13 protein-coding genes are annotated in these 19,620 nt (G+C 42.1%); 4 read left to right on the forward strand and 9 right to left on the reverse strand.

Annotated elements, in window-relative coordinates:
- Positions 1–49: 49 nt before the first annotated feature.
- Positions 50–592, reverse strand: a complete 543-nt coding sequence (locus KXQ82_RS17305) for an RsmD family RNA methyltransferase (RefSeq protein ID WP_219489720.1) — start codon at positions 590–592, stop codon at positions 50–52.
- Complete coding sequence (locus KXQ82_RS17310) at positions 568–1,392, reverse strand: DUF3822 family protein (RefSeq protein ID WP_219489721.1); 825 nt, start codon at positions 1,390–1,392, stop codon at positions 568–570. Before KXQ82_RS17310 ends, KXQ82_RS17305 begins: the two co-directional genes overlap by 25 nt.
- A 62-nt stretch (positions 1,393–1,454) precedes the next feature.
- On the opposite strand from KXQ82_RS17310, the gene KXQ82_RS17315 reads away from it, so the two are divergent.
- Positions 1,455–2,894, forward strand: a complete 1,440-nt coding sequence (locus KXQ82_RS17315) for an ATP-dependent DNA helicase (protein ID WP_219489722.1) — start codon at positions 1,455–1,457, stop codon at positions 2,892–2,894.
- Here the strand turns inward: KXQ82_RS17315 and KXQ82_RS17320 are convergent.
- The 3 genes from KXQ82_RS17320 to KXQ82_RS17330 form a co-directional block, all read right to left on the reverse strand.
- Positions 2,858–4,138 carry a sensor histidine kinase gene (locus KXQ82_RS17320; protein WP_219489723.1) on the reverse strand — a complete coding sequence of 427 codons (1,281 nt, stop codon included), beginning with the start codon at positions 4,136–4,138 and terminating at the stop codon, positions 2,858–2,860. The genes KXQ82_RS17315 and KXQ82_RS17320 overlap by 37 nt on opposite strands.
- Positions 4,139–4,384: 246 nt before the next feature.
- A complete protein-coding gene (locus KXQ82_RS17325) occupies positions 4,385–6,433 on the reverse strand; it encodes a DUF1800 domain-containing protein (protein WP_219489724.1) in 2,049 nt (682 codons plus the stop codon).
- Positions 6,434–6,533: 100 nt separating this feature from the next.
- Positions 6,534–8,474, reverse strand: a complete 1,941-nt coding sequence (locus KXQ82_RS17330; RefSeq protein WP_219489725.1) for a DUF1800 domain-containing protein — start codon at positions 8,472–8,474, stop codon at positions 6,534–6,536.
- Between the two features lie 197 nt (positions 8,475–8,671).
- Here KXQ82_RS17330 and clpB point away from each other — a divergent pair, with 197 nt between their 5' ends.
- The 3 genes from clpB (at position 8,672) to KXQ82_RS17345 (ending at position 14,584) form a co-directional block, all read left to right on the forward strand.
- Positions 8,672–11,263, forward strand: a complete 2,592-nt coding sequence (clpB, locus tag KXQ82_RS17335) for an ATP-dependent chaperone ClpB (RefSeq protein WP_219489726.1) — start codon at positions 8,672–8,674, stop codon at positions 11,261–11,263.
- Positions 11,264–11,405: 142 nt separating this feature from the next.
- Positions 11,406–12,968, forward strand: a complete 1,563-nt coding sequence (locus tag KXQ82_RS17340) for a sialate O-acetylesterase (RefSeq protein WP_219489727.1) — start codon at positions 11,406–11,408, stop codon at positions 12,966–12,968.
- A 176-nt stretch (positions 12,969–13,144) separates the two neighbouring features.
- Positions 13,145–14,584 carry a L,D-transpeptidase scaffold domain-containing protein gene (locus tag KXQ82_RS17345; protein ID WP_255563709.1) on the forward strand — a complete coding sequence of 480 codons (1,440 nt, stop codon included), beginning with the start codon at positions 13,145–13,147 and terminating at the stop codon, positions 14,582–14,584.
- A 96-nt stretch (positions 14,585–14,680) separates the two neighbouring features.
- On the opposite strand, the gene KXQ82_RS17350 is transcribed toward KXQ82_RS17345, so the two are convergent.
- The 4 genes from KXQ82_RS17350 to KXQ82_RS17365 all read right to left on the reverse strand — a co-directional run bounded on the left by KXQ82_RS17350 (position 14,681) and on the right by KXQ82_RS17365 (position 19,606).
- Positions 14,681–15,481 carry a murein L,D-transpeptidase catalytic domain family protein gene (locus tag KXQ82_RS17350; RefSeq protein ID WP_219489729.1) on the reverse strand — a complete coding sequence of 267 codons (801 nt, stop codon included), beginning with the start codon at positions 15,479–15,481 and terminating at the stop codon, positions 14,681–14,683.
- Positions 15,482–15,665: 184 nt separating this feature from the next.
- Positions 15,666–16,538, reverse strand: a complete 873-nt coding sequence (gene cysM / locus KXQ82_RS17355; protein WP_219489730.1) for a cysteine synthase CysM — start codon at positions 16,536–16,538, stop codon at positions 15,666–15,668.
- Positions 16,539–16,540: 2 nt separating this feature from the next.
- The gene (gene epsC, locus KXQ82_RS17360; protein WP_219489731.1) at positions 16,541–17,347 is read right to left on the reverse strand and encodes a serine O-acetyltransferase EpsC; all 807 of its coding nucleotides are present in this window, start codon (positions 17,345–17,347) and stop codon (positions 16,541–16,543) included.
- 93 nt (positions 17,348–17,440) lie between these two features.
- Positions 17,441–19,606 carry a T9SS type B sorting domain-containing protein gene (locus KXQ82_RS17365; RefSeq protein WP_219489732.1) on the reverse strand — a complete coding sequence of 722 codons (2,166 nt, stop codon included), beginning with the start codon at positions 19,604–19,606 and terminating at the stop codon, positions 17,441–17,443.
- Positions 19,607–19,620 lie beyond the last annotated feature (14 nt).

The following is a 19,620-nucleotide window of genomic DNA, read 5'->3' on the forward strand; positions in this document are numbered from 1 at the left end:
AATTGAATTATAAAGGTACAAACTTAATCACAAAATATAAAGCATAAACTCAGGCGCTCACTGGTTTAAAAAACGAAAACGACGAATGCCCGTATTTGCGCTGCTCCACAAAGCCGGGCTGCTGACTCAAATTTTGCATACTCTGGTGCTCAACTATCAATAAACCATCGGGCTTAAGTAAATTCTTGGCGGCAACAATTTTTGGGATATCGGGTATCCTGTTCAGGTCATACGGCGGGTCGGCAAATACCAGGTCGTACTGCTCGCTTTCCATATCCAGGTACTTAAAAACATCAGCTTTAAAGGTTTTTATATTTTCCAGCTTGTGCTGGCGCGATGTATCATTCAGGTAGTGGATACATTGCACGCTACGGTCAACCGAGGTTACCAGCTCCGCTCCTCTCGATGCAAACTCCATGGATATATTTCCTGTGCCGCTAAACAGATCAAGCACGGTAATGCCTTCAAACGTTATCTGGTTATTCAGAATATTGAAAAGTGCTTCTTTGGCCATATCCGTTGTAGGCCGCACCGGGAGGTTTGTAGGCGGGTTAAGCCTTAACCCCTTTAATTTACCACCAATGATTCGCATAGCGTTAGTCCGGCAAGCATAAGTATTTGGTGAGATATAAAGCCGGATGGCAGCATCACTACCTGGTTTTGGTTAAAATCAACCTTTGGCAGCAGATCGCTTACGCGCTGTATCTTTTTATCCGATACGGTAATATCACCGCTTAATATAACCGATGTAGCATCGAGGTTTATATTTAACTCGTTGGCAGTTAATACAATATAGTACATTAGTTCATCGGCGTTGTTAAACCTGAAATTATTATAAAAATCAAGCTTGCCATCTTTAATGTGGTATAGCTGAATAGTATTGCCTTCAATATTTACATACAAAGGTTGCAGGTAAGGTTTTGCTATATTAACAGCCGCTATCCAGGGTTTTGCGGCAAAGAAAACCATGTTCAGGTCAAAGTGTTGCTCAATGGTTTGGGCAAGGGCTTCATCCAGTTTAAATATCACGTGGTTGTGTGCATCCAGCTTGTTAACTAATACCACATCGCCTGCCTGTGTGTCTAAGTACCGGGCGTAATCAGCAACCTTATTATCCTGGTACAGGTCATCATGAATAATGGTAAACGATTGCGACAGTACACCAATTTTTACGCTATCAAAATCAGCTAACAGTATCTCGTTTAACTCCTGCGGGTCTTTTAATTCCTGTAGTTTGTACTGTTCGCCCCATACCAATACTTTTTTCGATGCTTTTTGAATAATGGTAAATGAAAAGTAATCGCCCGTTATCATGATCAGCAGTTCGCTATCATGGCTAACATTAGCAAGTGTAAATTCAGGATCGTAGTAATTATAGCGCTGATTGCTCATCAAAACAAAAGTAAAAAAATAATACATCTCTTACTAAGCCTTTTTATGCGCATTTTTGGGATGTGAATCCCGAAGACGAATACATATCAAAATGTTTCCCGCATACACCAACAGGCCAGCAGCTTGAGTTGTTCAGCCGGCTACATGCCTTTTTAAACAGCGATAACGGAGATGATTGCTTTATTTTGAAAGGATATGCAGGCACGGGTAAAACAACGGTTATCAGCGCGCTGGTGAAGGCTTTAAGGCATTACCAGTATAAATCGGCATTGCTTGCTCCTACCGGTCGCGCAGCTAAGGTAATTACAGGATATTCGGGTAAAAAAGCTTTCACTATCCATAAGCGTATTTATCGTAAAAAATCGGCCATGAACATTGACGATTCATTTATGATAAGCGATAATATGGCTACAGATACACTTTTTATTGTTGATGAAGCTTCCATGATATCAGACGAGCCGAATGGCAGTAACCATAAAAGCCTGCTGCAAGATCTCATTAATTACGTTTACAATACCAAAAACTGTAAACTGATGCTGGTGGGCGATACCGCGCAATTGCCACCTGTAGGATCAGATACCAGCCCGGCATTAGAAGCAAAGGTACTGAAAGACCATTTTCACCTCACTGTTTTTAGTTACGAGCTAACCGATGTGGTACGGCAGGAAAAGGATTCGGGTATTTTGATGAATGTTACCGGTATCCGCAACCTTATCCGCAAAGGTGTGCCGGGTATACCTCAAATTATAACCAAAGGTTTTAAAGATGTATACCGCATTAACGGTGATAAGCTTGAGGAAGGGTTAAATTATGCCTATAATAAGTTTGGTATGGACAGAACGCTGGTGATATGCCGGTCGAACAAAAATGCCAATTTATATAACCAACAGATACGTAACCGCATCCTTTTCAGGGATGAGGAAATAACCGGCGGCGATCAGTTGATGGTGGTACGCAATAACTATTTCTGGCTGCAGGAAGAGGAAGAGAACAGCACCGGCTTTATTGCTAACGGCGATATTGCGCGCATAAAAAAGATACGCAATTTTGAAGATATGTACGGTTTTAGGTTTGCGGATGCCGTTTTGGAGTTTACCGATTATGCCGAAAACCTAACTGTAAACTGTAAGCTGATGTTGGATACTTTATACGCCGACGCCCCTGCCCTTGCACCAACCGATCAGAAGCTTTTCTTTTTGGAGGTAATGAAAGATTATGACCATATTCCTAATAAACGCGATAAATACAAGGAGTTAAAAACTAACCCTTACTATAACGCGCTGCAGGTTAAATTTGCTTATGCTGTAACCTGCCACAAAGCACAAGGTGGCCAATGGGACGCTGTTTTTGTTGATCAGGGCTATTTAACTGAAGATATGATAAACTATGATTTTTTGCGTTGGTTTTATACGGCTTGTACCCGTGCTACCACTACGCTTTTCCTGGTTAATTTTAACCAGCGATTTTATCCTACCGGCACCGGTACGGGAGATATGGATTGAGGCAGCATCATGGTAAACGTACTGCCTTTGCCTTCAACACTATCAACAACAATATCTCCGCCGTGTTTTTTTACAATTTGCCGAACAATGCTCAAGCCAAGGCCTACCGAGTTTTCGCCACGCAAACCTTTGCGGCTTGCCTTCGAAAACCTGTCGAATACATGTGGCAATAGCTCTTCCGGAATGCCAAGGCCTTTATCTTTAACCTTAACAAAGCATTTACCGTCGGCGTTTTTTAACGTGATCTCTATCTGGGTACCCGCATCCGAAAATTTGATCGCGTTACTGATCAGGTTATCCATAACCCGCTGCATTTTTTCTTTATTTATCCAGGTATAAACCGGTTTTTTGGTGCCTGTAAATACCAATTTAGCCGAGCCGGTTTTATTTTGCAGCCACTCGTGTATTACGGCCAGTAAAAAATCGTTCAGGTCTACTTCCTGTAAACCAAAGCCATCTTCGTTATCATTACGGGCAACTTCTATCAGATCGTTTATAATTATCCGGGCTTTCTCACATGATGCCTTTATCATGCTTAAATTCTCAGTTGTGCTTTCGTTCTTATCCTCATTTTCAATTTCCATTAACATGGCTATTGATTCGATGGCTCCTAAAGGGTTTCTCAGGTCATGCGCTACAATGCCAAGTATTTCATCTTTAATATGATTGGCATTCTCTATCTGGTCGTTTTTATTTTGGATGGTTTTTAACTGGATGTAATGGTTGGCCCTGTATGAGAACACGTGCCTTGATGAGAAGAAGAACAGAGTAAGCAATATCACTATTACTATCTCATTTTTAAATACCTCTGTAGTGCTGGTTTGAAAATGTGGCAATATCAGGCTGAATGACACGAATGAGATCAGCATGATCAACAGCGTTTCGTAAAACTCGAACACAAAGAAAACGCTTACGGTTGTTAACCATATCATATACATCGTCAATGTGTTACGAGGATTATGTACAGCATTAAATGTGGTCATCATTCCCCTGCTGATCACGTATAAAGAGAACGCTATGACGATCAGTTGCGACACCAGCAGAAACGCGCCACCCTCGTTAAACCGTTTTGTTAACAGGTAAGTTACCCCATAAAAAACAGGTATAATAAATAACGACAGAAAAAGAGATGATGAAAAACCTGGTATTTGAATAGCCTTATCAAGATCGAAATTTAAGATAAGCGTGGTAAGCTGGAAAAGCATTACAATGCCGAAATAAAGAGCGCTGACGCTCTTCGCCATTTTTAAGTTCTGGAAAATGTAATGAGCGCGAAAATCACTTCGGGTTTGCTTATCAGTACGGCTAAACAGGTAAATTTTCACACCAATAGTTCTTATTCCTGCCTAAATATATAAAGATTATCTAAATACTTATCAAACATTTTTTTAATGATTGATATACAGGCAATTCTATAAACTTGAAAACACGATTGACAAAAAGAGGCGACCATAAATATGGCCGCCTCACTAATTGTATCATTTTTGTTGTTACCTGCGCTGAAACTCAGGCGAGCCAATAATTATACCTACTACCTGTGCAAGCATATTGGCATTTGGTGTATTGCTCGTCTGCATGTTAACTTTTGGCGCTGCCTGGGGTTTTGATGCACCCTGGTTATTGGTCATGGTGGCCATATCCTGCACGGGCGTTAAATTGGCCGGTTGCGGCGCTGGTACTTTATTAGCCGCGTTATTAATTTTAGCCACCAGTTGCGGATCGTTTAACAATGGTGCCAACCTTTGTATGGTTTTATCCAGGTCGCGTTCGGGCATAACCAGTTTACTGTAGGTTAACAATGCCGCCTGTGCGCTTTCGGGCTCATGGTGGTTATTCAATGCAGCCAGGTTAACCGTTACTCCCGGTATTTTTTGCGAAGCCAGGGCCAGGCCAAAATTCATGCGGTTTAATAATGAACCGGTATTTATCCAATAATTACCCCTATCCGGGAAACCGGTTGGAGCCTGATAATAGTACATTTTTTCGCCCATACGGTTAACCCAGTTATATACCTGGTATGGGTCGGTAATGCTGGCATTTAAACCACGTATTGAACTGATAGCCAACTCAAAAGGTGATTTTGTTTTTTCGCGCACAGCATCCTTTTTCCAAAACTCCGGCGAACTTACCATCGTGATGATCACTTGCTTAATATCGCCATCCTGCTCGGTAAAGGTTTTAGCCATTTTGGCTATCAATGCCGGCGATGGATGGTCGCTTACAAAACGCACAGCCAGTTTTTTGCAGATAAATTTAGCCGTAGATGGATGATGTGCAAGCATCTCTAACAGGTCAACACCCTCCTGGTATCCTCCATTCGCATCAAAATGATGGCCCAGCACTATTTTTTCGCCCATATCATGACGGGTTGGTGTAAATAAAAAGTCGCCTATGTGTACAAAACCTTTTTGTTCAAGGTTGCTCACTCCTATCCTGTTTACAAGGCCTTTCATCGCGGCGCCATAACCATCGGCAGCTATGGGGTAAATAGTCCAGCCGGTTAAAACGCGTGCGGCCTGGGTAACATCGGTTTGGGTATAGCCACCATCCACACCTAAAGTATGCAGTTCCATCACTTCGCGGGCAAAGTTTTCATTTAAACCGGTCACATTTTTTTGCGGGGTAATGGTTTTAACGGTCGGCGCCTGCTTTTTAGGTGCTGCATCCATCATCATCATACTTTGCTCGGGCTTTGCCGTGGCAGGTTTGGCTGCTGCCGATTGCATCCCATCGCCCATCATGGTATTACCATTATCTGCAGGTTTTACAACAACAGGTTTATTATTGGGTTTAGCAGCGGCAGGCGGCCCAACGCTGGCAAAATTATCCAGGTAATACAACATCGCCGGCGATTGTGCCTCGGCTATCAGCATCTTATCAAATTTGCCTAAAACATTGGGGCGTATCACATCGCGCTCATAAGCGGGTATAAATGCGGCGCACTCCCCTTTTGTAAGCGATACATTAAAATGGTTGAACCAAAAATCGGTTAACACTTCCTGCAACTGGTTATTGGTGTAAGCGGCCCGTAATATCTTCTGGCTAATAAATTGTTTATACAACTCTTGTTCAGGGCGGTAACCTTTACGCGCCATATAAGCATTCAAAGTATCGTTAAAGGCTTTTTTATTTACAGCCTTATCCACAGAGTCTTTATTTATCGCACTATCTCTTATGGCATATTGTCTTACCACAAAGCCCGGCGGGAATTTCTGTTCTACTTCGGTATTCGACAGATTTAACGCATCGTATTTGCTGAGCTTGTTATTTAACGAGTCATCAGGCAATCCGGCGGTCAATTGCTGTTCAAACCATTTTTCAAGGCCCATGCTAACTACCTGATCAACCTGACCTGGTGTAGCACCGTAGCTAAAGCGGTCTAACAAATGCGCGGCGGCTTGTCTTTCTGTTAATCCTCCGCGCTTGTAGGGGAACTTCATTTCCTTTACAGGAAGTGCTGTTGTGTCAAAAAATGAAGCTAATAATATCCCGCTCAGCGAAATAATTACAGCTATTGTAATGTACTTAAATGTTTTCATAAGGCAGATCAGTTACATAGGGTATAGTTTAGACAAGTAACCTTATGCAAAGTTTAAACTGATACTTAATAATTTTAATCCACGAGTGCGAGCCTGGCAATCATCTTCTCTGGTATTCCGGCGAACCGATGATGATGCCCACAACCTGATTAAGCATACTATTATTGCCCACGTTACGCACAGTATATGTTCCGGGATATAACCCCTTATTTACATTTATTACTGTAATTTCTCCACCGGTCATCATCATATCCTGATTATTGATCGTTTCGGTTGGTTTTGATGTCGGTGTAGTGGCAGCATTGTTAATAGTTGCTGCAAGGTTGGTTTGCGTTAGCAAGGGCGTTAAGCGTTTTATGGTTTGGTTTAGGTCGCGCTCGGGCATAAACAGCTTGCTGTAGATATTTAAAGCTGCTTCGGCACTTTCGGGTTCGTGGTTGCCGTTAAGTGCTTTCAGGTTAAAGTTCACACCCGGTATACGTTGCGATGCCAGCGCCAGTCCAAAATTCATTCTGCTCAATAATGAGCCAGTGTTTATCCAATATGTGCCCTTATCGGGGAAGCCTGTTGGCGCCAGGTAATAATACATACGCTCGCCCATGTTACTTACCCAATTGTAAATTTGCCTTGGTTGTTTAACATCGGCATTAATACTGCGTAAAGAGCTTATGGCCAGCTCAAACGGCGATTTTGTTTTCTCCCGCAATGATTGCGAACTCCAAAACTCCGGCGATGATACCATTGTGATGAGCACTTCCCTGATATCACCGTCATGGTCGGTAAATGATTTTGCCATCTTGTTCAGCAAGCTTTGCGGCGGGTTATCACTCACAAAGCGTATGGCTATTTTTCGGGTAATAAATTTAGCTGTAGATGGATGGTGCGCCAGCATTTCCAATAAGTCAACACCTTCCTGGTAGCCACTGCCATCAAATTGGTGATCCAAAACAGTTTTTGGGTTTTTATCATGACTGGTTGGATTAAACAGAAAATCGCCCTGGTGTACAAAGCCTTGTTTTTCCATACCCTCAACGCCATTCCTGATGTATAACTGCGATACGCGGTTATTTGCATCGCCGAAAGGGTAATTCGTCCAGCCGGTTAACACCCGGGCAGCCTGGGTAACATCGCTTTGTGTATAGCCGCCGTCAACACCTAAAGTGTGCAATTCCATTACCTCACGGGCATAGTTCTCGTTCAAACCTGATGTTCTCCGGCGACGAATGGGTACCGGCGGCGTTTTATGCGTGGTATCCCCCATCATCATCATGTCCATCTGCGGCGGCGGGGCTACCGCGGCCATTTCGGGTGCCGGCGCAACACTGGTAAAATTATCAAGAAAATGTAACATGGCCGGTGATTTGGCAGTAGCCATTAATATCACATCAAACTTTCCAAATACATTCGGGCGGATCACATCCCGCTCATATGATGGTATAAATAACTGCGGCCCGTTTTTACTGTACGATACATTAAAATGATTAAACCAAAAGTCAGTCAATACCTCCTGTAGTTGATTGTTAGTATAGGTTGCCCTCAATATCTTTTGATCGATAAACTGGTTTTGCAGGTCCTGGTTGCTGCGATAGCCTTTTAGTTTCATAAAAGCCTGTATTTGCGCGTTAAATGCACGCCTGTCTTTAGCCACATATAGCGAATCTTTACTTACATAACCGGCTGCAGCGGCCATATTGTACAAGGCTTCCCTTTCGGGGTAAATATCTACCGCCTGCTTATTGGTAAAAGCGAGAGCGTCATATACACTCAGTCTTTTATTTAAAGAGTCATCGGGCAATTTGGCATCCAGTTGTTGCTCAAACCATTTTTCGAGGCCAGTATTTACCACCTCGTCAATTTGACCGGGTGTTGCCCCGTAAGTAAAACGGTTTAGCAGATGTGCAGCGGCCTGTCTGTCGGTTAAACCGGTTTTTTTATAGGGGAACTTAAGTTTTTTAGTAGATGATTGCGGCCCTGAATAGAAAGAGAATAGCACGATGCTGCAAAAAACAACAATTGCTGAGGCGGGTAATTTTAACTTCATAATGGTGTAATTTAGGCAGGTGTAAGGCTTTGACCATTAAACAATTGGATGGTTTAAGTGCGCTGAATCAAATATAAAACTTTTGTGTTATATGGTTGGGTAACAATTGCTTGACAATTAGTCATTTAAAAAATGTTTCGCCTGACTTTTTTTCAGTTTAAACACTGTGGCAATAGTTTTGATTGTACTTGATTACTATGAATTTTAACAATTTTACCATAAAAGCACAGGAAGCTGTTCAAAAGGCTTCCGAAATTGCAGTTGGAAATCAACAACAGGCAATTGAGAATGCTCATTTACTAAAAGGTCTGCTTTTGGTTGATGAGAATGTTGTAAGCTACCTGTTAAAAAAACTGAATGTAAACATCAACAGGTTAAGCGAGCAGCTCGACCAGCAGATAACAACCTATCCAAAAGTTAGCGGCAGCGATGTATACCTGTCATCGAGCGCTAACTCAGCATTACAAAAAGCTACATCATATTTAAAAGAATTTAAAGACGATTTTGTATCGGTTGAGCATATTTTATTAGGCATACTATCAACAAGCGATAAGGCATCTACCCTATTAAAAGATTCGGGCGTAAACGAAAAGGATCTGAAGAAGGCCATAAAGGAATTGCGTGGCGATAATAAAGTGAACGACCAGAACGCTGAAGCTACATATAACGCATTAAACAAATATGCCCGTAACCTTAATGAGTATGCAGAGTCGGGCAAGCTCGACCCGGTTATTGGCCGTGATGACGAGATACGCCGCGTGATACAGATATTAAGCCGCCGTACCAAAAACAACCCTATTTTAGTTGGTGAGCCCGGCGTAGGTAAAACCGCTATTGCAGAGGGCATTGCTTTCAGGATATTAAAAGGTGACGTACCGGAGAATCTGAAAAGCAAAACTGTCTATTCGTTGGATATGGGGGCGCTAATAGCAGGTGCCAAATACAAAGGCGAGTTTGAGGAACGCTTAAAAGCCGTTGTAAAAGAAGTAACACAGGCCGATGGCGAGATCATCCTGTTTATTGATGAGATACACACTTTAGTTGGTGCAGGTGGCGGCGAAGGCGCTATGGATGCCGCGAACATATTAAAACCGGCCCTTGCGCGTGGCGAATTAAGAGCCATTGGCGCAACTACTTTGAATGAATATCAGAAATATTTAGAAAAGGATAAAGCGCTGGAACGCCGTTTCCAGAAGGTAATGGTGGATGAACCGGATACCGCTGATGCGATCTCGATTCTTCGTGGATTAAAAGAACGTTATGAAGCGCACCACAAGGTGAGGATATTAGATGAAGCTATTATCGCTTCCGTTGAAATGTCGCAGCGATATATTTCGGACAGGTTCCTTCCCGATAAGGCGATTGATCTGATGGATGAAGCCGCGTCAAAACTGCGTATCGAAATGGATTCTGTTCCCGAAGTGGTTGATGAACTGGAACGCCGCATTATGCAGCTGGAAATTGAGCGCGAAGCCATTAAACGCGAGCATAATGATAAACGTGTGAAAGAACTGGGTGAAGAGATTGCCAATTTATCTGCTGAGCGTGATTCACTTCGTGCAAAATGGAAGGCTGAAAAAGATGTGGTTGACGGTATTAACACCAAAATTGAGCAGATAGAAAACTTTAAACTGGAAGCCGACCAGGCCGAACGTGCAGGTGATTACGGCAAAGTGGCTGAATTACGTTACGGTCGTATCCGCGAAACACAGGAAGAAGTTGAGAAACTAAAAGCTGAGTTGTTAGCCAATAAAGACAACTCGCGCATGTTGAAGGAAGAAGTTACTGCAGACGACATTGCAGGCGTAGTTTCACGCTGGACGGGTATCCCGGTTTCTAAAATGATCCAAAGCGAGCGCGAAAAACTGCTTAGTCTTGAAGATGAATTACACAAACGTGTTGCCGGGCAACAGGAAGCCATTGAAGCCATTAGCGATGCCATACGCCGCAGCCGTGCCGGTTTGCAGGATAAACGTAAGCCTATCGGTTCGTTCATATTCCTGGGTACTACCGGCGTTGGTAAAACCGAGTTGGCAAAGGCCTTAGCCGAGTTTCTGTTTAACGATGAGCAGGCGCTGGTGCGTATCGATATGTCGGAATACCAGGAGCGCCACGCGGTGTCACGATTGATTGGTGCGCCCCCTGGTTATGTGGGTTATGATGAAGGCGGACAGTTGACCGAAGCCGTACGCCGTAAACCATACAGTGTTGTTTTGTTGGATGAGATAGAGAAAGCACACCCCGATGTATTTAACATCTTGTTACAGGTATTGGACGATGGCCGCCTGACTGATAATAAAGGCCGTGTGGTGAATTTTAAGAATACCATCATCATCATGACATCAAACATTGGTTCGAATATTATACAGGAGAACTTTACCGAACTGGATGAAGGTAACCATGATGAGATTGTTGCCAAAACCAAGAACGAATTGTTTGAGCTGCTCCGCAAAACCATACGCCCTGAGTTTTTGAACAGGATAGACGAGATCATTATGTTCACACCTTTAAGTCGTGATGAGATAACCGATATTGTGAAATTACAGTTCAGGCACCTGCAGGATACGTTAGCTGAGATGGGCATCACGATAGAAGCCAGCGAAGAAGCCCTGGATTGGTTGGCCCAGTTAGGTTACGACCCTCAATTTGGCGCACGCCCGCTAAAACGCGTTATCCAAAAGAAAATCCTGAACGAGCTATCAAAACAGATACTCGCCGGTAAGGTAAACAAGGACAGCAAGATCAAACTGGATAGCTTTGACAACCAGTTTGTATTTTTGAACGAGTAAATTTAGATACGCCTCCCACTTCAACAAAACCATCCCGTGTTAGTACAGGATGGTTTTGTTTTTTTCAATATTAATCTTTGCTCACAACCGTTGCTAATTACCAGTTAGCAGCCTGAATTATAAACTATAAATTTCATAAAAAATGAGCAAGCTTATCCAAAGGGGTATTTGTACTTTAATGTTATCGGCTATTGTGAGTAGCGTTTTCGCTGATGTTAAGTTAGCCAGTCCTTTTACCAATCATATGGTATTACAATACAACATGCCGGTACCGGTTTGGGGTATAGCAACTCCCGGCGAAAAGGTTACTGTAAAGTTTGGGAAGCAAATTAAAACAGCCATTACCGGTGCTGATGGTAAGTGGATGATAAAACTTGATAAACTAAAGCCAGGCGGGCCCTTCAGCCTGTCTGTTATCGGGAATAATAAAATTGTGCTTACAGATGTATACGCAGGTGATGTTTGGTTATGTTCCGGCCAATCAAATATGGATATGACGGTTGCCCGCGAAGATCGCTACTGGTGTGGTGTTTTTGATGAGAAGTTTGAAGTGGATAATGCTAACTATCCGCTCATACGGGTATTTGATACCGACTTTGCGCCCAGTGCCGAACCCAAAACCGAAGTTGCAGGCAAATGGGAAGTGGTATCGCCTAAAACTGTAGGGCATATATCGGCAGCAGCTTATTTTTTTGCACGCGACCTGCAAAAAAAGATCAAGATACCCATAGGTTTAATTACTACATCTTTTGGCGCCAGTACAGCCGAGGCATGGACACGTAAGGAAGCATTGCAGGCTAATCCAAAAACTAAATACCTGGTTGATAACTTTGAGGCTAAACTGGCAAAATACCAGGCAGATACAGTAGGTAAAGCGGCATATCAGGTAGCGTATGCGAAATGGAAAATTGAATCTGCCAAAGCAAAAGCCGAAGGTAAAGATGAAGTGCGTGGCCCTAAAAACAACGACCCTGTTCGCGACCAACATAATGCATCTGTTTTGTGGAACGGTATGGTAGCACCGCTTATTCCCTATGCTATTAAAGGCGAGATATGGTACCAGGGCGAATCAAACAGCCCTACAGCAAGTATATTCGGGGATATTAATGAAACTATGATAACCGACTGGCGCAAGCAATGGGCACAAGGCGACTTTCCGTTCATCTATGTTCAATTAGCTAATATTGGTAAATCAGTAGAAGATGTACCGGCAAAAGGCGGACAAGAAGCTGTTAAACGTGAAGCTCAATTGCAAAACCTATCTATACCAAATAGTGCCATGGTATGCGCTATAGATAACGCCGACCCCTTAAATATGAACAATGTACATTGTAAAAATAAACAAGCCATTGGCTACAGGCTTGCTTTGGCTGCACAGGCAATAGCTTACCATATTAATACACCCTATTCTGGCCCGCAGTATGATAAAATGGAAGTAAAAGGCAACACCATACGTTTGTACTTTAAACATACCAATGGTGGTTTAATAACCCGCAATGGCAGCCTGGATGGCTTCGCCATTGCGGGGCAAGATAAGAAGTTTGTTTGGGGTACCGCTAAAATCGAGGGTAATACCATCGTGGTTTCTAATACCGGAATTGAAAAGCCTGTTGCGGTGAGGTACGCCTGGGGTAATAACCCACCTACCAGTTTATATAACGGCGCAAACTTACCGGCAATCCCATTCCGTACTGATAATGATTAGCCAATAGCAAGGCGCTAAATAATTTAATGGTATAAGGATTGCTATGCATAGTTTATAATTTATAAACTATGATTAATCTGACTACCAAAAGAATTTTAAGACCGGTTTTGGCTCTTGCTGTTTTAGTTACAATCTTTACTTTTCAAGCCTGCCGGAAAAAGAAAGCCCGGTCGGACATGGGTAAAACTTTGTACGATAAAACCCATAATAAAGTATTTAAAGATATTACGCCGGAAGCCTTTGCGCCCATATTCCAACAGGCTTTAGCGGCTCAAAAAGCCAAACTGGTTAATCCAAAACTCATTACTGCATGGTATGAACAAAACGATTACGACCCTGCCTTTGTAATGGAGCATTTGCCGAATGATGATCTGAAAACTTTTGTCGGCTATCTTGATCATTCAGAAGAGCACGGCCTTGATTCTGTTATGTTTCAAACCGCTAAAATAAACGCCTTACTGGCTAAGTTTTACAGCAAAGAGGCCATTAAAAATACTACTGAGGCTTACCAGGACATGGCGCAATTGGAAATATTGGTTGCCAATGCCATGATCAATTATTCGAATGCCTTGCAGTTTGGCGTGATGAATCCGCGTAAGATATACGCCAATTATTTTACCAAAACCAAGCGCCCCGATAGCGCATCAATGCTCAGGGTATTTAATGTTCATGATTTTAAAAGCTACCTGGATAGCATCCAACCTAAAGGGCCTCAATATGTTGCATTACAAAATGCTTTAAAGAGCGGCAAAAATGCCCCCGGTATGTCAAAGGAAGAAACCCAACGCATATTGGTTGTTAATCTGGAGCGTTTACGCTGGAAGAACAAGCCCACCGAAAACAAATATGTTATTGTTAATATTCCTGATTTTCAACTGGATGTGGTTCAGGATGGCAAGTCAATCATGAATATGAAAGTTTGTGTTGGCGAAGGACGAAATAAAGACCACGCAAATACTTTGGTTGATTATGATGAAAGTGATAAGGTTGACAGGCCGTTCTCGCACGAGACACCGCAACTGAACAGCATGATCTACGTTGCCGAAGTTAACCCGGTATGGAATATCCCATCAAGTATCGCCGTAAAAGAGATCATGGGGCTGGCAATGAATGACCGCTATTACTTGTCAAATAAAAACATTGACGTATACAAAAATGGTCAGAAAATTGAGGATAGCGAAACTATTAATTGGGACGACGTAAAAAAAGATCCTGACTCTTATTCTTTTAAACAACAACCGGGCGCCGATAACGCATTAGGTAAAGTTAAATTCCTGTTCCCTAATGCAACCAATGTTTACCTGCATGATACACCAGCACAACTGCCTTTTAAAAAGGATATGCGTGCTGTTAGCCACGGTTGTGTACGGTTAGAAAAACCGCTTGATTTTGCCAAAGCCATGTTTGGCGATGGAGATAAGTACGATACCATTGCAAAGGATATGAGCGAAGATAATGCTACCCCTACTCAATTAATGTTGCCCAAAAAGGTACCGGTGTATTTAACCTATGTTACCTGTTGGGCAGACGCTAATGGGGTTATACAGTTCCGCCATGATGTTTATGCGTTGGATATTGTACTGTATGGCCATATGAAAAAATTCTTTTCTGCATAAGATTTGACAACTTTTAGAAGTTGTTAAATCTATTCAAATAAAAAAGCCCCGGTAACCATCGCGGTAACCGGGGCTAAAAAAAATCACTTCCTAAAATTATAATGAAGCGTTTAACGCTGTTGCGTTTACAGGATTGCCAAACGAAAAGTTTGCTGCAAGATCCTGGTTTAGGTATTTTGAGTTATAACTGCTATCATTCGCATTAATAAATAATACAGTTTTTCCTTTTATAGTATTGATAACCTGGTTTACCACCGATGGCGATACTGCAGGGCAACCCTGGCTTCTGCCTAAGCGGCCCAAAGCATTTATTGAACCCTGGCTAACATAAGGTGCTGCGTGTACTACAATATCACGGTTGTTGGCTTGGTCGTTAAAACCTTCGTCCATACCATCTAAACGTAGTGATACGCCATGTTTACCGTTATAAACATTATTGGTTACGTAAAAGCCAAGGCTGCTTTCAAACGAATCCTTTTGGTTTGAAAAACGGCAGGGCACGTCTTCGCCACTCCCATTTCCATGAGCTACCCATGTGTTTAGCAATAGCACCTTTTTGCTCAGGTCAACTATCCACATACGTTTTGATTTACTCGATTTGTTGAAATCAACTACTGTGATAACCGAACTGTTTGCCGATAACTTATTGGCCATTTTAAGATTAAAGTAACCTGTAACCGCTTTTTCAAATACAGCCTCATCAAGTCCTGCTTCATTTAAGCGTGCTGTGGTGAAAATATCAGCCACATAACTACTAAACATTTTTGTGCTTGTGTTGGCTAATGAATCGGAAGATGTTTTTGATTTTGGGCCGCCAAATTTATCCGACGTCCAACTGATGATAATAAAGGCTAAAACGATTGTGGCGCAAATTTGCCATAAAGAGTTTTTTCTCATACAATAATCAAAATAGTTTAATTAATAGTTTATGTTCTTTTACGGAAACGGTGATCAAAATGTTTCGCCTCCTTTATCGGCCTGAAAGAAACATTTAATCTTAAATTACCAACCAAAACAATCGGTGTAATTTATTTAACTATTAATATAACGAAGTACTTTGTAGATTATTGTATGAGTTGTATTACCCGAACAGATTACTGCTTAAATACCTGTCGCCCCTATCGCAGGCGATAAAAACGATAACACCATGTTCAATCTCGCGGGCTACCTGCAACGCGGCCGCGCATGCGCCCCCACTGCTCATTCCGGCAAATATGCCTTCCTTTTTAGCCAGCAGGCGCGTCATTGCAGTAGCATCAGCTTCTGATATGTCTATGGTACGGTCAACGCGCGTAGCATCAAATATTTTTGGCAAATAAGCTTCGGGCCAGCGGCGTATGCCGGGTATTGATGAGCCTTCAACAGGTTGGCAACCTACAATCTGTATATCAGCATTTTTCTCTTTAAGGTAACGGGAGTTACCCATAATAGTACCGGTAGTACCCATCGAGCTAACAAAATGAGTTATCTTACCCTCGGTATCCTTCCAAATTTCAGGGCCTGTAGTTTTATAATGGGCCATATAATTATCAGGATTGGCAAACTGGTTCATTAAATAGAATCCCTTGGTAGCACCCTTCTCTTCGGCATAATCGCGACATTTTTCAATATCATCAAGCAAGGTAACTTTTGCACCAAAAGCCTCCATAATAAGGGTGCGCTCCCGGGTTGAGTTAGATGGCATTACCAGTTCAATATCAATGTGATATAAGCTGGCCATCATAGCTAAAGCAATACCGGTATTACCGCTTGTAGCCTCAATAAGTTTAGTACCGGGCTTAATATCCCCCCGTTCAATCGCGCTGCGTATCATATTCAGTGCAGGCCGGTCTTTCACGCTGCCACCGGGGTTGTTACCCTCCAGCTTGGCATAGATCTTTACGTTCGGATTCGGGTTTATATTCTTTAATTCTGCAAGCGGTGTGTTACCAACCAGGTCTATTATGCCAGCCATTACTAATCGTTATTTACTAATACAGTTATTTCGGGTGTGTGGTACACGGTAGATCCGGGCGCTATGCTTTTAGTTAGCCACACGTTACCCCCTATTACACTATTTTGGCCTATTATTGTTTTTCCACCCAGTATGGTAGCACCCGAATAGATCACAACGCCATCTTCAACAGTGGGGTGGCGTTTGGTATTGGCCATACTTTTATCAACACTTAAAGCACCCAGCGTAACGCCCTGGTATAGTTTTACATTATTACCAATTTCGCAGGTTTCGCCAATAACAATACCCGTACCATGGTCAATGTGAAAATATTCTCCTATTTGTGCCCCGGGATGTATATCTATACCAGTATGTGAGTGCGCAAACTCTGTAAGTATACGTGGCAGTAAGGGAACAGCTAATAAATGCAATGCGTGTGCCATACGATAAAACATTATCGCATAAAAGCCCGGATAAGTACGTATCACCTCAAATTCAGTTATCGCAGCCGGATCTCCATTAAATATGGCTTGAATATCGGTATTTAATATCTCGTATAGCTTAGGTATCTGGTTGAAGAACTTTTGGGCAACTTTGTCATTATTGCAATTGCTGCATGCCTGGGTAGCATTCATTATTTTGCATAACTCATCCTGCAATACAGCAAATTCATCTTTAATTTGTTGTGCCGATGTAAAGCTATATTTGGCCTGCTCCGGAAACAACAAGTGAATAACGCGATGTGCCCAATCCGCTATCTCCTGGTTTGAAGGTACAGCTTCAACAAGTCGTTGTTTTTTTAAAATATGTTCGTAAAAATCCTTGTCCATTATATATGTACCCTACCGTTTTACTATTTTACGGTACAAGTTTATGAAAAAGAATGTTATTGATATGTAAAAGGATTTTTTAGTGTGATTATACTATCGTACAACACTCACACTACCTGATTGCCTGATATCTATATTACTATAATTATCGTGCCCGTTAAATAACCAATAATAGGTGCCAACGGGTACATATTTGTTATATGATTTAGCATCCCAGTATTTTGTAGGATCGTTAGTTTCAAATAATAACTTACCGTAAGAATTATATATTTTGAATGATTTTAAAGTAACGTAAAATGGTACATTAAACTTATAACCATCGTTAACGCCGTCGCCGTTGGGTGTAAAAACATTGGTGCTAAAATCAATAGGTGGTGGCGGGTTCACTACTACTTTTACAGCATATACATTATAACAGCCATGTATATTTGTAGCCTTTATATAATACGTAGCTGTACGGTCAACAATAGAATTAGGTAGTTGCCTGGTAAGTGTTGTATCTCTCCAAAAGGTGTAAAAAACATCTGTTTGCGGGGTAAATGTAGTTTTGAGGTCGGTTACTGTAGGATAAACAACCGGAGCCGGGTTGGTAACTATAATTGGTGCCGGCGGTGCAAAAATACTAACATCAACAGGTTTGATTACATCACAACCATTACTTGTTGTGGCACAAATATAATAGGTACCGGTTTGGGTAATGGCATTTGGGTTTGTTAATGGTTGGGTTTTCGCCGCATCCAGCCAATAGGATATTTTAAAATCAGATGAGCTGCCCGCGGTAACTAAGGGTGAAGTAATATCAATACTTATACAACCGGGTGCAAGCGCGTTAACTACCAGTTTAGGCAACTTATTTACAATTACCTTTACCGGTTTAATTGCCTCACAACCAAAAGTGGTGGTCGATTTAATATAATATGTCCCCGAGGAATCAATAGCCGTAGGGTTATTAAATTTTATAGTGGCTTTATCATCTTTCCAATATGTAAGGATAGATCCTGAGTTACTTCCGGTAATAACCGAGGGATCGGTTATATCAACAGTAGCAGGTTGGCACACTGCCGGCGGATCGGTAATGTTTAAAAAAGACTGCCCCACAAACACCACTACAGGTTTTACTGCAGAGCAGCCACCCGGTGTGGTGGCTTTAATATAGTAAGTGCCACTTTTTGTAACAGCTTGCGGACCTAACAAACTACTATTGCATGCAGCATCGGTGTAATAAGTATAAGTAAAATTAACGTTGCTGCCTGATGTGATGGCCGTATCTGTTAAGTTTACCGATGGTGATGTGCACTGCATAATGGTATCTTTTACTTTTAATACCAATGGCTCGCTTTGACGGATGGTGGTAGTTATCACATCCTCGCAACCTATGCCGGGGTAAGGTACTATCTTTACGCTGTAGCTTGAACCTATGGGCGCTGCCGGTGTTAGCGTTAAGGTATTCCCCCTGCCTATCACTTTCGAAAAATCTTTATCATTATACCAATAGTACTCCTGGAAACCCGAAGGGGCAGATAATACCGTTTGGCTGCTGCTAACTATTCCCGGGCAATATACGTTTCCCGAAACCGGCGATGTACAATTTTGATTAACATCAAGATAAACGTAACCAAAATGCCCGCCGGGAGAACAATCATTTGTTGTAAACTCAAGCCGTAGCGTTTTTCCTTCTAAACCCAATAAGTTAAGGGTTACAGCCGACCAATCCTTGTATAAAACAGAGTTGCCTGCCGGCGATGGTAAAAATCCCGGTAAGCTGGCACTCGCTTCAAAATTAAAAGCACCGCAAGTAACATATTGATTATCAGTAATATTAAAAACATTTGCCGTAAAGCGTGGTTGCTGTAATGGTGTATGGTTGGGGTTTTGAAAAACTACTGCGTAATAATATATCAAGCTAAAATCAGGGTCGTTGGCGGGTACTGTAAAAGTATACGTAAGCTGTTCTGCTTGTGCACCGGTACTGCTGTTACCCAATCTTACGCAAGCGCTGCTGCCATTGGGGCTTGCAATTAAAAACCTACCATAGGGATCAGTTGCATGGTCTTTAGCATAAAAAATTGTTTGCCTTCCATCAACCAGTCCCGGCACATCAATTGTGATCACCCCGGTATTTGCCACTTTACCCGTGCCGCCGTCCCAATTGGTAAAATCGCCAAAATCAAACCCAATATTTATTGGGCATTGTGCAAAAGCAATGCTTGTAATCAGCATGAAAAATATCCCTGTAAGGGATACCTTAAACTTATACATTGAAGTAGTTTTTT

Origin of the sequence: Mucilaginibacter rivuli, from assembly GCF_019391655.1 — a bacterium.
GTDB classification, from domain to species: domain Bacteria; phylum Bacteroidota; class Bacteroidia; order Sphingobacteriales; family Sphingobacteriaceae; genus Mucilaginibacter; species Mucilaginibacter rivuli.